We start from the raw sequence: 15,766 nt of genomic DNA on the forward strand, positions 1-15,766 counted from the left end.
GATTCTGTGTAAGGAGTGTACTTCTTTTTTAATTCTTTCATGGGAATTTCGCATTGAAGAAGTGTCAACTTATTTAGTACACTACAAACTGGAGTTTAATGCATTTAATAAACTTTCGTACTCATAGGAAATAGGTTTATGTATAGATTATACAGTGTGGCAGATACTCTATCTGCAACGCATCTGCAACAGGTATCTGCAACGCTACAACTAGTTGTAAACTAATATATTATACGCGTTTCGTTGCAGGTGGCAGATACTTCTATGTTTTTTCAACTTTATGGAGGAAAGAATATATCACGATTATGCTCATAACTGTAAAACAGTTGGATGAAGCACTCTCCCATCCGTTATTGAGCTAAATAAATGCTCTCATTAAAGAGTAGTATTAATGAATATAAAGAATATTAGGCACCTTACGCTCCCCAGCATGGTCAAACCGCCCATTATCACAAGGATAATTAACAACTCCATCATCCGATGCACCGGACAGCCAAAGGGTAGTAGACCCGCCTCCATCCAAATTTAACGCATCCTCACCCCCTAAAATACGAATCAAATGTGCCAGTTCCGGAATATTCACTCCTTCGGCTTGCTCCGGGAAACGTCCGTCTACGGTTATCAACAATATTTTCCCCTCCTTAGTGGTGGCAACAGCACTACGAGGATGCTTGGTTCGGATAAAATTCGTGCCACATGAATTCCAATCGCAAATCTGCCCGTCTTTCAGCATCAGCGGACCGGAAGCAAGTACTATACCTGTTTCCCCTTCATATTCCTTTTCTATCTGTTTGCTCCAAGGGATTAACTTTATCTTCCCTTTGCGCACATTAATAGCTCCTGTAACACGCAGTTTAAACTCACTCTGCATCGTTGTATCAATAACCTGGCGATCCGCCTTCAGGAAGCAGACCGAGTTTCCCCGTTTCATGTCAAAATAGGAGCCATTAATGGCTGCAATGGCGTTACATTCAGAAGCAATCTTACTTGTTTCTTTCATTTTATCCGAAACGGCAACACCGACTTTCAAACCTGCAACAGGATCAATTTCTATCAGGCTGATAGATTGGGGACCTTGATATAATTGAGGGATAGAAGCATACTTATATACAATTCCTTTTTGAGGATTTTCTATCTTCCAACAAGCAGATACAATTGCCAATGAATCCGCTACTGTCTGCCCTTTTACCATTTCAATGGAGCATACAGCCAGGATAACGACGATTAACAAGTTTTTCTTCATAAACTAACGAATAAATGTGTTAAGTATAATATATATTAGTCTTAATGACCAGTAATGTCCGTATTATAATCTTCCCGATTATATTGCCATAACAGAATAGGATATCCTTTCGCATTTACCTTGTAATACCATGAGTTTCCCCATCCTGCATCAAGGTAGTTCTGCATATTCGATAAGAACTCCTTCGACTTAGTTTCCCCATCGTGGGGTTGCTTCACACCGACTAATTCACCGGAAAATTCGGTTTTAAGTACTCCGGCATTCAAAATCTTCATATCGTCTGTTGCCCAACAATCAACAACCGTCATATTAGCTGCTCCCATGAAGGCGGCAGTTCTGATATTCCTTATGGATGATGAAAGCAAGCATGGCAACGACCGCGGCTATCTTCATCGACATCCAGAGATACCGCATTACAGGCTTCTTCTTTTCTATATTCTTCGTATTCTGTCCGTCAACGTTTCCGTTCCAAAGGGTTGCGTTATAAATGCGATGTAACTGCATCAGTTGTTCACGATGTTCTTCGCTCTCTTTCATCCAACGTATCACTTCCTTTTTTTCTTCAGGAAGTACGTCACCGGCAATATATTTATTAAGTAGTCTTATGTCCATATAGCTATCTATTATACAAAGCATTTATCCGCCTTGTGCATAATAGACACACCAGGAAAGAAGCTCACTAGTCGAAAAGATGAAAAAGTGAATTTTTCTTCAGTCAACAGGTCATTAAAGGTAAAATTCATTATACCGAAAAAGGGAAATAGTACATGAACTATCTCCCTTTTAAACCACAAATTACTGTATATACCTATAAAGTATCATTCGTTACTTACATAAAACGACCTCTATATTTTTACATATTATTAAAGCAAATACCAATCTACATTTCTACTTTAATACTGGAATAAAATGCATTGCCGCTCCCCCGCTAGCTTTCAGACTCAATACAAGTTTATCACCTGCCTTTATTCTTTTATGAGTAGTACGTACTTTTGTACGTGTATTTAGACTATCATCATCTTCATACAAATTAAGCACATATTTCGTTCCTGATTTTAAGAAATCTGTCGTAACCGTTATGGTACGAGCTTCAGTATTTGTCATTGCCCCCACAAACCATTCATTTCCAGAACGACGAGCTTGAACAATATATTCACCAATTTCTCCATCCAACGCACGACTGTCGTCCCAAACTGTCGGAATAGCTTTCCAAAATTCCAACTCTTCTTCTCCCCTATAAAGCGTGGGATTATCATACCAGAACAAAAACTGCAAAGGACTATAATATACAGCTGCCATCGCTAATTGATGAGCTTTGGTGTTCTTTACCCGTCCATTAAAATAACAAGGTGTATAATCAGCAGCACCTGCCAAGAAACGAGTAAACGGCAAGATAGTATTATGAACGGCATCCGGCATTTCTTCATTTCCGCGAATACCCTCTTGTGTCAATAAATTGGGATAGGTACGGCTAAATCCTGTCGGACGATATTCATCATGAATATCCACCATCATTCCATACTCGGCACATTTACGTACTGCATCGTGCAACCAAATAGTCCAATGTTGACTGCCAACATTAACAAAACCAAATTTAATCCCCTTTATCCCCCATTTCTTATATAATGGCAATAATACATCCAACTGACGCAGTAAAGCACGTTGATTCACATAAACAAATATTCCAACTTTCTTCGTCTCCGCATATTTGCATAAAGCAGGAATATCTAAATCTTTATCTTCAGCAATTGTCGTAGCATCCGAATTATTATTCATTTCCGGTCCATACCATCCTGCATCCATATGCACATACTGAATACCTCGTTCTGCCGCAAAATCAATGGCAGCCATCACTTCAGCCTGTTTCAATCCGCAGCGGAAAGCTTTTCCCGGTTTAATCCAAGAAGTATTTCCCAATTGGCAAGGAGCGTTCAAGTTCAACAATATATCATTATGGTTAATCAAATCAACAGGCTTTTCTACAACCATAACAACCCGCCAGGGAGTACTGTAAGGAGAAGCAATTTTTACACTACTATGAATAGTCATCTCTAATGTAGAAGGTCTTGCTGTCGACAAACGAAATTTACCACGAGCATAATCTACCATCTCCGCTTCCAACAATGATACAAATAACCCACCCGGCAATTTCATAGTCAAAGGGCGTTCACTCTCCTCTTTTCCCCATCCTTCCAAAGGTCTAAGTTCATAAGCTGTTTGAGCACGCTTGGTATAATAAGCCATTGTACCATCAGGCATTGTAAAATCAGTCCGCTCCCCCACGATATGCAAAGTATCTCCCTTTTTTGTTTTTGGAAAATGATAGCGAAAAGCAACTCCTTCATTATATGCCCGAACAACAATATTCAAAAAGCGTTTTTTATGCTTATTATAAACATTGGTGTTTTTCCCTTCCTCTTCTTGATGAAATTTCAAAATCATTTCATTGTAGTAATCACGAACCTCATTACGTTCACCATATACAGGCTTCCATGCCTCATCAACTTTCCGGCGTTCCGTATCCAACAATTTCATATTATCACACCAAGAATAACAAGTATCACTCACTCCTCCCTGTGACGATTCGGATAATGGATTTTCTATCAAGAGTCCTAATTTACTATCTTCTACTACCGGACGGTCTTTATAAGTCAAAGAATAACACATTTGAGTATTTCCTTCAGTTAATGGACGCTGATAGAAAGTAAATCTATAAGCTCCGTCAGGAGATGTTAATACCTGACAAGTTCCTGTCACTACATTTTGTGCTCCAATCAATGCCGGCATCGCTAGCATTAACAACAAGATATTCTTTTTCATTTTACTTAAATTCATGTTTATTTGATTCTCATCCTTAATCATTATTTAATTCGCCACTTTCTACAACAGTCCTCTTATTTACTTATAGCCTATTCTTTTATCAGCACTTTCCTTTTCAAAGAAAGAATACAACTGTCATCAGTTACACCCTATACTAAAATGATACAAGGCAAATATTAATCAAGTCTTCTTTAGAAAGAAGTTCCCTCCTCTTTAAAGAAGACTTGATATAAATTACTCAATCAAATAAGCCCGTACTTCAGCCGCATGTACTGATTCCCCACGATTACTCTTCGTAAATACAAGTTTAAGATAACGTCCGGAAGTCAGTCCGAAGAATGAACGTCCCGTTATATCCGTATTATTCGCATCACCGAAAACGATTGTACCTACAAGCGGAGAGGCATTTGGGTCATTTCCGACATAAATATCCACAGTATTCACATCCGTTACATATTTATCTGTACGTCTGTCTATTTCAACCTGCGACAGTCTGGTCTCTTCTCCCATATCAATTAATAAAGTTTGAGGCAGACTTGTAACACTACCACTACCATTGCTCCACTTATTATGCCACCAGCTACCTCCGTTACCATCAAAAGCCTTTCTCGGTTCATTTCCATTTTGGTAGGAAGTCGCTTCAGCAGTCCATGCTGAACGGTCTAAAAGTTCATAAGTTCCAAACACCTTCACTTCACATGTCCCGGTAACTCCCGTACCATCTTTAGCAGTAGCTGTAATAATAACTGTTCCGGAAGAAACTGCCGAAACAGCTCCGTTTTCATCAACAGTAGCTATATTATTATCAGAAGACGTAAATATCACTTCTTTATTCACTGCCGTTTCTGGTAATACAGTCCATTTGAGTTGTAATGGTCCTTCACCTTTAATTATAAACAAATCGTTGGCATCAACAAATGTAATATCACTAACTGTTTCCGGACTTGTCACCTGCACTACAAATGTTTTAACAATATCAGTTCCATCCAATGAAGACACTTTTACTTTTCCGACACCCGGTTTGATACCTGTCACCGTACCGTCACTCGTGATTGTAAAGATGTCCGTATTCAATGATTCATAATCCAAAGCTGTATTATCAGCATAATAAGGCATTACCAAAACCGGAAGTTTAGCAGACTCGCCCATTGCTACACGGAATTGCGTTGCATCATCCTGCAATTTGATTGTCTCTATTTTATATGAATCACTACCATTATATCCATTACTTATCAACTGTCCCATCACGATTCCATCCGCATGGTTAGTTGTCGTAATCGCCAGATAAAATTCATTTTGCAATAAAGCCTGTTCTTCTTCAAGGGTAAGTCCTTGATAAGAAGAAAGCAAAAAGTTCATTCCGTTCTCATTCGTCGGATTATTATTGGACGATTTCAATGTACGGACAGGATTACTTCTTTGATTTCCCCGATATATCTTTATCCCCGTCACGGCATCTTCACCACTAACAAACAAATTCTTCCACGAAACAGATAAAGTAAGCATTTGAGTTCCTCTATCATAAAGCCCGTCCACAGTTCCCTTTGACTCCAAATCGGCTTTAATACGATAAGACTCACCCGCTCCGGAAAGCATCCCGTCGCCCTGAACACACCCATGCAATAGCAGTAGTGTTACAACACTTAGTATATAATTTATATATCTCATAATCTTAGTTTTTACCAATCAATTAATATCCGGGATTCTGCTCCAGAGCACCTGATTTTGAAATTTCAGATAGTGGTACAGGCCACCAATACAAGCGATCGTCCCATATATGATTCACGACTTCAATCCGACGATAAGTGAATGTTTCACTTCCATCCGTTTGTACTTTGCGGGTTATTTCCATCCCGTGACTCGGTCCATCCAATACTTGAGGAGCTATTTTCCAACGGCGTACATCCCAATAACGATGCTCTTCAAAAGCAAACTCAATTTGCCGTTCCGTATAAATCAACTCACGCATTTCCTCTTTTGTTATATTATCCGGCACGCCATATCTATTAGTCATACCTTCTTCAATATCAGCACGCTGACGAATAGCACGGATATATGCTTTAGATTCCTCCGGAGCAGGAGCACCGTCTGCCACCAATTCATTAGCCGCTTCTGCCGCAATCATCAATATTTCAGCATACCTCATCAACACAGTCGGACGATAAACAGATGTTTCTAATCCACCATTGTCATACAGTAATTTCATCCGATAATATCCGGTAGTCGTAGCATTTGGTTGGTAGATACCATCCTTAGAAGCACTCGTTTCATCAAAAGTTCCATTCGTAATAAAATCACCAGTATATGTTCTCATTGTAGCATCTCTATAGCCATCCATAAAACGATAAGCACCATTATATGAAACTGTCGCCTTCAAACGCGGATCTCGGTTGGCATACATGCCTTCTCCATCCTGATAGGTATATTTACTACGACTATCACCACGTGGAAAACCGTCCGCCATCGGAAATGCATCCACCAATTCTTGTGTAGGAAATCCTGTCAACTTATTCAAATCTGAAAAACGAGTGACACGTGAGTTAGGCATATAATATCCATCCAACGTAACACGATTCTTTCCATCACTTTGTTCATTCTTCAAGAAATCACAGAAAATCGATTCTTTGCTATTGACAGCATCATCTATCATAGCATGATAGAATTTGGGCCACCAGCTTTTTGCCGGAGAAGTATTATCAATAACCCCTTGTCTCAACTCATACCATATACCTGTTTCGGCTCCTGCCTGAGCATTATTCATATCCATAAACTTCTTCGCTGCATCATAGGCTAATTTCCAACGATTCTGGTCATAAGAGCCATAAGAAACCAATAAACCAGGATCGTCAGTACGCTGGCAGTTCACTAACGGACTTGCAGCATATAAATAAATACGTGCCTTTAACGCTAAAGCAGCCATACCACATGCGCGACCATCTGTACGTTCCAAGATTCCTCCGCCCATCGGGTCAACTCCTCCCAAATTATGGATATGCCCTGAACGTTCTAAATAAAGATACGCACTGTCGCACTGATCTACCGCATATTTAACACTTTCTTCATAAGTGCTACGTGGTACATCTATCTTCTCATCTTCCTCATATACCTTATCGCCAATCAGAGGAATACCACCATAATGCTTTATCATAGTAGCCACAAACCATGCACGTAGAAAAAAAGCTTGTCCTTTCCAATATTCTATGGTCGACTTTTGAAGAACAGCTGCCGGTTGGTCAGGATCCGGTAACACCGCATCTACTTGGTTGGAATTCGGACTCAGAATTTTGCCTATGGTTCCATCATTATAATTATTCATGAAAATATTAATGGCACGCCATTTTCGATAAGTATTCTTCCAAGCATCAGTCTCGGCATTACTTGCATTTACCGTATTCTGTGCCAGATACATCCCCATCTTCCCTTCAGCAGCCCTTGCCTCCGACTCTTTAGCAGGAAGATCCAGCCCACATTGCCCGAAACGGCTGTATTTATGCGAATAACCGATATTACTATAAAAGTCATTTACGACATTCGCAACCTTTGTACTATCGGAATAAATCTTTGCCTGCGTTTCGGACACATCCACTTTCTTATCCAGATATTCATCACTACAAGACGCTAATGCCCAAATACCGACAACGCCTGTAAAAATAGATTTTGTTAAATATTTCAGTTTCATAATTTAATACCTTAGAATGCGCATTGTAAACCAAACATATAGCTAGCTTGAGTAGGATAAGTAGAACTACTAGTTTGTTCCGGGTCCATACTCAGCTTATTAAGATTTGAGAAATTCAGTAGATTGTATCCTGTCACATAAAGACGGACAGCTTTTACTGTATTTTTAGTGACCCTCTGTAACCACGCTTGTGGTACTTGATATGCCAGTTCGGCACTCCTCAAACGAATATAAGAAGCATCGAGATACCAGAAATCTGATGTATGCGTACTATAATTATTATTTTCCCAAGTAGTAATTCCTAAACGTGGAAAACTTGCATTAGGATTCTGCGGAGTCCAACGGTCCAACATCAATTCCTGCATATTATTAACGAACGGCACCAAGTTCCCGCCCATATTGGCAATAGCATAATCAAATGCTCCCTGCCACAACATGTTAAATGAGAACCCTTTCCAGTTACCTCCTAAAGTAATACCATAAGTACATGTCGGAATATCCGGTTTGGAAATATAGGTACGGTCAGCTTCACTGATTACACCGTCTCCGCTTAAATCGGCATAACGTAAATCTCCCGGCTGAAGATTACTTGCCCAAGTTGGAGCAGGAATACCTTCTTTCAATTTACCATTCTCATCAAAGTCTGCCTGCTGATAAAACCCGATGCAATGTAATCCTAATCGAGTGCCGATACGCTGTCCTGTTTGAGCTTGATATGCATAATCAGGTGCTTCACTCTTATAAACAATCTTGTTCTTTGCATAAGAGAATGTACCTCCAACATTAAATCCGAAGCTGCCGATATTACCACGATAGTTGATTTCACCATCAAAACCCTTGTTGTCAGTCTTACCAATGTTACGTTTGGGTAAGTCCTGACCTATAATCACAGGTATATCCCCACTTGCTATCAACTGGTCATAACGCATATTATAAAAATAGTCGATAGTGAAACGTAGACGCCCATTCAACATATTCATATCAAGACCTATGTCTGTCTTTTTCTCTTTCTCCCAAGTTGCTCCGGAATTGACCAATGCACCTTCATAAGTAGTATTTCCCCAGGCATTACCCAACTCTTTGGTCGTCCAGATAACTTCAGTTGTATTCTTGTCTTTATTAAAGGAGTTATCACTACCTACCAAACCGTAAGAAGCACGCAATTTAAACAGGTCGAAGAATGGGAACAGTTTTTGGAAAAATTTCTCTTCCGAAACATTCCATCCAACCGAAATGGCAGGAAACCAACCGAATTTTTTATTTCCAACAAAACGGTCATTTCCATTATAGGCCGCGTTAAATTCTACCATATAACGATGTTTATAGTCGTAACCAACACGCCATGTCATACTCTGGTCATTATCCGAAAGCTCATGTTTATTCACATATGACTGCCGGCTGATTAAATACAAAGCATACAAGTGATGAGTAGCATTGAATGTACGGTCATAATTGACGCGTCCCTGATAAGTAACCGTATAATTAAAGCCTTTATCATCACCACCCAAAGTGTAAACTGGGAATTTTTGTGAACCTCCTCCACGAGCCACATAAGCATTCGTATTCGGATCATACGTGTAAGCGGGCAAGTCTCTGCTACGAGTCAATTCACGCGTTTCATTAAAATTACCGGCATAAGATACCAATCCCATCACAGAAAGTCCTTCAGTAATAAAATCCAGCTTTTGGTCACCGCTAAGCAATACATTGAAGTTATTTTTATAGTATCGCCTGTATCCGCAGTTAGCATAACGCGCTATAGGATTCACCGGATTTCCCGTATCCACTCCCGGATGAGTTGCATAAGAAGGTTTACCATTAGGCAAAGTAAGAGGCATTGCATAAGCCGTGAGCAAGCGATAATCTTTTATTTCATCAAATAATGTTTTATTAGTAGCTATTGCACCGGCAGGAGTATTCTGTGTTTCAAACCGTCCATTCAAATCTAAACGGATATGTGTTGTCTTTGTCGGAGTAAAATCCAGATTCGAGCGGAAATTATAACGACGATAATAATAATTATTATCTACGTCTTCACCCCGTTGAATCGGTTCATAATGTTTCATCATACCCCCCTGGCTATAATAAGCCAACGAAGTAAAATACTTAACTAATTTGTTACCTCCACGAATATCAATCGCAAAACGCATGGAAGGAGAGCGTTTTGCCAATATGGTATTTACCCAGTCTACATTAGGATGCCCGTACGGGTCTTTTCCATTACGATAAAGTGCCAGGTCTTCCGGCGAGAACTGTAAGACAGGCTGCTCACTCAATCCATAAGCATCATTCAATTGCGCCTCATTATACAAAGAAGCGGTAGTATATGCGTCCAACACAGTCGGCATCTTAATTGTCTGGTTAAAACCGCCTTCCGCTGTAAAGTTAATAGTCGGTTTCCCTTCCTGACCACGAGTTGTTTTCACCACCAAAACGCCATTAGCTCCTTTCAAACCATAAACAGCAGTAGTAGAAGCATCTTTCAAAATAGTAATACTCTCTATTTCATTCGCACTTAATTGAGCCAACTGATCATAGGAATATTCAATATCATCCACAATAATAAGCGGTTTATTATCATCATTTAAAGAATTGACTCCACGAATAAAGAAATCAGCAGCATCCGATCCCGGCTTTCCGCTACGCTGTACGGAGAAGAAACCTGGCAAACGGCCGGCCAGCACATTATTTACACTACCCACAGGCACACGCTTAATTTCATCCGCTTTGATACTGCTGGCTGCACCGGTCATTGTAATACGGCGCTGCTGCCCATAACCAACAATTACCACTTCATCCAGTCCTTTGGAATCAGGTTCCAGTGTAACCTTAATAACACTCCGCCCTTTCAAATCTATAATTTGTGTTCGATAGCCAACGTATGAAAAAGTCAACTGTCCGTTTATATTGCTAACTTTCAGTTGAAAGTTTCCATCCAAATCGGCAATAGAACCATTTTTATGATTATTTGTTTCCTGAACGGTAGCACCAATCAAAGGTTCACCCTTTTCATCCAGAATCTGCCCCTTTACTAGTTTTTCATTCTGAGCGTTTATTGTTGTTCCCAAAAAGAGAAACAACAAGAATAATATGATATTCTTTGCATTCATAAGTATTCTGTTTACTGATTAGTAACCCGGATTCTGTTTAAGATTCGGATTAAATAAAACTTCATTGTTATCAATCGGAAGCAGATACATCCGATTATCCCAATATGGATTGGCTACTACCATATCATAATCGTAATGGAAGCTTTCATCGGCATTTTTTGTAATCTTCACCCCATGCAACGGTTTAGAGAGAACCTCTTCCGCAATTTTCCATCTACGAATATCCCAAAAGCGACTTTCCTCAAAAGCAAACTCACAACGACGTTCATTACGAATGATCTTGATTAATTCTTCGTAACTCATATTTCTCTTCAAGGTATACGGATTTAATCCTGCACGTTCACGTACCTGTTCTATCGCTGTATACACCAATTCGTCAGTAATCGTCCCCTGTCCCTTCGCTTTATTCAAGTATTCAGTCTGCGCTTCTGCATACATCAACAGAATGTCAGCATAACGAACAATCATCCATGCTCCCGGCATCGTTGCGTGATAGTTTGTTTTACTAAATGTCGAAGACTCTTCATCCTGTGCCAGATGACGTTTCAGATAATATCCGGTTTTGGTCCGTCTGACTTCATTATTCGGATTATCCCTATTATTGTCAGTTCCACCTTCCGACATATCCAACGTGCGCTTCAACCATCTTCCACCATTATAAAATACAGTCTGACTCAGACGAGGATCGCGGTTTTCATAAGGGTTTTGAGGATCGTATTCTCCACTGGCTTTCGCTTCCTCAATTGTTTTTCCATTTTTCATAGGAAAAGCATCCACCAGTTCTTGTGTAGGACTAGTTTGTCCGTTACAGGCACCCAATTTCTTTGAGCCGGGATCTATTGTTCCCATAGGTGAATTCCGATATCCCCAGCTTTGAGCATAAGTACCATTTCCGGTCTGACCGTTTCTCAACCATAAAACCTCACCATTAATCGTAGTACGGCTTATGCGTGTACGATCTTTCTCCAGTTTAAATTGTCCGGAGTTTATAATTGTCCGGCAAAGGTCAGCGGCTTCTTTCCATCTTTCCATATCATTTTCCGGATATCCCAACCAGGGTTCTCCCGCATTTCCTGTACCATTAAACAAAGGGCTTGCCGCATATAGCATCATACGGGCTTCTACTCCCATCAATCCCCATTTACGAACATTGGAAAAATATTTATCGTATCCTTCAGCCTCACTATTCTTATCTTCATTCGGCGACTGGCGTTCTCCCAAGTCCGAATACGGACGAAGATTCTCTTTCACCGCAGAAAACTCATCCCTAATATATTGAACACACTCTGCGAAACTGCTTCTTTTCAGTTGTTTCAACTCCGGACTGTTCGCTTCAAACACCTGGTCACCAATTAAAGGTACTCCACCATACGTTCTGACCAACAACCAATAAAAATAAGCCCTCAAAGCACGAGCCTCATTACCATAATAATTTGCCTCCTCCAAGTCTGACCAGGGAACTTTCTTGTAATTATGCAGGAATATGTTGCAATAGCGTATCGCCTTATAAACAAGCTCCCAACTTTCACCATACCGGTCGGCAGCATCATTCATTTTGTTATTCAGTGAAAACATATTCGTTACAGAATAACCGGAATTAATCTGCGACCAAAGCTTGTTAGAAGCATCAGTTGGTATGGCATCATCAGTCAAAGCATCCAGCACTTGTCCGTTGACACGGTCATACCCGGTAGGAACGAATGAATAAATATAATTCAACCACTGTACGGCATACTCTCCGGTGTAGTCGTCTTCATCCCAAACATAAATATCTGTCTGCAACTCAAGCGGTTCGTTCTCCATATCCTCACAAGCTGAGAAAAATCCACCGCAAACAGCCAAAACGCACCAAACTAAATTCTTTATATATCGTTTCATCTCTTAAAGTTTTATACTTACACCAAAATTAATCGTACGTGTCAATGGATAATTAGAGCCCCATTCTTCCGGATCAATATCATCCCGCACATCAAAAATCTCAGAAGTTGTCAGCAGATTCATCCCATTGGCAAAGAAACGAATAGAAGGAATGCCAATCTTACGGGTCAGTGACGTAGGCAATGTATAGCCTATTTCCACATTCTTCAACCGGAAATAATCTGCATTATATAACCAGAAAGAAGATTTTACAGTATTATTATTATTTGCTCCGTACCAAACACGGGGTTGAGTATTCGTATGATTCGTAGGAGTCCATCTACCCAATACATAAGACGTAATAGCAGTATCACCACTCTTACCGGAACCATGCATAAAATCACCACTCAAATAAATCTGACGATTTAGCGTTCCCTGGAAAAACATGGAAAAATCAAATCCTTTATAATTAAATCCGGCTGTGATGCCATAATATCCTTTGGGTTTGGTATTCTCCAGATTAGTCTGGTCATTAATGTCGATAACCCCGTCATTATTCAAGTCTTTATAACGGATATCTCCTGGTTGGATAGTACTCTTTACTGCAGAAGTAAGAAATGCATTGCATTCATCAATTTCCTGTTGGCTTTGAAAAATTCCATCGGCAATATATCCATAATTCGAACTGAGGGGAGCCCCCACCGCAGTCATCCATGGATATGCTTTAGGCAGTTCCGGTATATAGTCAACTTTGGATTGTTCAAAACTTAGATTACCAGTAATATAGTAATTAAAGTTGCGGATGCGATCCTGCCAGCCAAGTGACAGTTCATAACCCTTATAAGAATACTCTGCACAATTTGTACGAGGATATGTATTTCCTACAATAGCAGTTTTAATTTCTGATGTTGCAACCACATCTGTAAATTTATTACGGTAATAATCAAAAGTCAGAGTCAAACGATCATCTAAAACTCCTAAATCAACTCCAACATTCAATTTCCGGGCCTTCTCCGGATCCAGTCTGGATGCCATTGCCTGCTCATACGAATACTTTAATCCGTAAGGTTCTCCACGTACATTTCCTGCATTGACACCGTATGCCTGAATGTATTCCGCATAATTACAAGTAGCTTGTCCTGTCAGCGCATAAGTGATACGAGGTTTCAATGTACTAAAAACATTCATCTCTTTTATAAAGTCTTCATTATGTCCATTCCAGGCAGCCCCAACTCCCCAATAATTAGCCCAACGGTTACCGGGGGCAAACCAGTTATATCCACCACGTGTAACAACAGCCTCAGCAAGATAACGATTGTCATAGTTGTAATTGACACGTGCCGAATAATTCGTGTAATTTTTCAGATACCCTTTGTTGAGAGTCTGATCCTGTATTTGGTTCAGGTCTCCAATAAGTACGGCAGAGACTTGATGCTTCCCAAAAGAACGATCATATCCAATCTGTCCTTTCAAATAAGTAATGCGATATCTTTGATCTTTATCACCCTCGTTTCCCTGGTCACCATCTAACCCCTTCTGTTCATAAACTCCATTTCCTTTATACCAATACGCTTTAAAGTTCTTTTTGCGCATAGTATAATAAGAAGTCGCACTATAATAGGAGCCTGTAGCTTCTACATATAGTCCTTTCAAAAGAAAATCCAAACGTTGATTAATAGTAAGGTCGAATGACATATGACGAGTATCCTTAAACTGATAACCCCGCCCTACCATTTGTCCATACAGGTTTTCATATGCATCATCTTTTGCGTCCTGATAAGAGCCATAACTTCCGTCCGGATTCAATATCGGGTATTTGTTTGGACGTGTAGATAACAACAAGCTGTAAATATTCCCCGTTCCACTTTGGTTTTTATTATATGCCGGCTCGTTGTAACGTTCTTGACGTCCTGCCAGATTTACTTGCATAAATGTAGATGGAGTGACCTGAACTCCTAAATTGGAACGCACAGAAAAGCGATTAGTCTGGGCATTTGTATTATAGTTATTAGCATCATCTGTTTTAAAGAACCCGTTCTCACGATACCAGTCCAAGTCGACAAAATAACGGAATGCTTTACTAGCCCCCTGTACATTAAAATTATAGCGGTGTACAGGAGCCGTTTCTTTCAGCACTTCTTTATACCAGTCTACATCGGGATAAAGATATGGATTTACATTATCACGATACTTTTGGATGAGCTCGGAGCTATAAATATAGCCATTCGGATCTTTTGTATCATTGATATTAGCTTCATTTACTAATGTCATAAAATCTACAGCACCCAGTTTGTCCGGCAATCTCAATGCTTTTTCAAATCCGGTTTCCACTGTAAATGAGAAACGGGGACGACCTTCATTCCCTTTCTTAGTAATCACGTTGATTACACCAGCAGCAGAACGTTGTCCCAACATTACAGTAGACAAACCATCTTTCAACACCTGAATACTCTCAATCTGTTCCGGATCCATCGTATAGAAATCACGTTCAACTCCATCTACCATAAACAGATTGGTACGAGAGTTACGAACCTTCCAGTTATAAGCCGCCTGCATACTGCCGCCCTGTTTAAAAGAAATATTTAACCCGGCCATACGCCCTTGAGCAGCTCCCAGAAAATTGTAGGTCGGCGAAGAAGCCAATGATGAATTGTCCACAAATCCAATCGTTTCTATCAGATTGTCTTTTTTCACAGTCCCCCGTAACAATTCAACATCCTTATTTTTACTTTCTAATCCCGGTAACACACGCGAGGCCAGTTGCACGATAAATCTGTTTTGACCTTTGTACGTAACTTCCTGAGTATAAAAATCAGGATGTACAAAATTGAGCGATGTACCTTTTTCCACAAGTAAGTCAAACTTTCCATCATCATCTGTCAGTACCTGGAGTTCACTTCCAGGAACCTGTACCAAAACCCCTGATAAGGGTTTCCCGTTTGCATCAGCCACTGTTCCTGTTATCTTTTGCCCGAATGCGGCATGAGTAACAGATACGAAGAACAGTGCGCAAACATAGCACTTAAAAAACCTTTTTTTGTTCATTGTACAAGATTA

9 protein-coding genes are annotated in these 15,766 nt (G+C 40.0%); all 9 read right to left on the minus strand.

Annotated features, from left to right (window positions below; genetic code table 11):
* Positions 1–388 precede the first annotated feature (388 nt).
* The gene (locus KTR06_RS10320; protein ID WP_217290318.1) at positions 389–1,243 is read right to left on the minus strand and encodes a phosphodiester glycosidase family protein; all 855 of its coding nucleotides are present in this window, start codon (positions 1,241–1,243) and stop codon (positions 389–391) included.
* A 41-nt stretch (positions 1,244–1,284) separates the two neighbouring features.
* Positions 1,285–1,566 carry a hypothetical protein gene (locus KTR06_RS10325; protein WP_254306415.1) on the minus strand — a complete coding sequence of 94 codons (282 nt, stop codon included), beginning with the start codon at positions 1,564–1,566 and terminating at the stop codon, positions 1,285–1,287.
* Complete coding sequence (locus KTR06_RS10330; RefSeq protein ID WP_254306416.1) at positions 1,553–1,855, minus strand: hypothetical protein; 303 nt, start codon at positions 1,853–1,855, stop codon at positions 1,553–1,555. Before KTR06_RS10330 ends, KTR06_RS10325 begins: the two co-directional genes overlap by 14 nt.
* Positions 1,856–2,131: 276 nt before the next feature.
* Complete coding sequence (locus KTR06_RS10335) at positions 2,132–4,078, minus strand: glycoside hydrolase family 97 protein (protein WP_217290319.1); 1,947 nt, start codon at positions 4,076–4,078, stop codon at positions 2,132–2,134.
* Between the two features lie 219 nt (positions 4,079–4,297).
* Positions 4,298–5,731: an Ig-like domain-containing protein gene (locus KTR06_RS10340; protein WP_217290320.1), complete on the minus strand. Its 1,434-nt coding sequence runs from the start codon at positions 5,729–5,731 to the stop codon at positions 4,298–4,300.
* Between the two features lie 22 nt (positions 5,732–5,753).
* Positions 5,754–7,742 carry a RagB/SusD family nutrient uptake outer membrane protein gene (locus KTR06_RS10345; RefSeq protein ID WP_217290321.1) on the minus strand — a complete coding sequence of 663 codons (1,989 nt, stop codon included), beginning with the start codon at positions 7,740–7,742 and terminating at the stop codon, positions 5,754–5,756.
* An 11-nt stretch (positions 7,743–7,753) separates the two neighbouring features.
* The gene (locus KTR06_RS10350; protein WP_217290322.1) at positions 7,754–10,852 is read right to left on the minus strand and encodes a TonB-dependent receptor; all 3,099 of its coding nucleotides are present in this window, start codon (positions 10,850–10,852) and stop codon (positions 7,754–7,756) included.
* A gap of 18 nt (positions 10,853–10,870) precedes the next feature.
* A complete protein-coding gene (locus KTR06_RS10355) occupies positions 10,871–12,730 on the minus strand; it encodes a RagB/SusD family nutrient uptake outer membrane protein (protein WP_217290323.1) in 1,860 nt (619 codons plus the stop codon).
* A 3-nt stretch (positions 12,731–12,733) separates the two neighbouring features.
* Positions 12,734–15,754 (minus strand): SusC/RagA family TonB-linked outer membrane protein, encoded by a 3,021-nt coding sequence (locus KTR06_RS10360; protein WP_217290324.1) that lies wholly within the window; start codon positions 15,752–15,754, stop codon positions 12,734–12,736.
* Between the last annotated feature and the right edge of the window lie 12 nt (positions 15,755–15,766).

The organism is Bacteroides sp. MSK.20.12, assembly GCF_019052435.1.
Taxonomy (GTDB): Bacteria; Bacteroidota; Bacteroidia; order Bacteroidales; family Bacteroidaceae; genus Bacteroides; species Bacteroides xylanisolvens.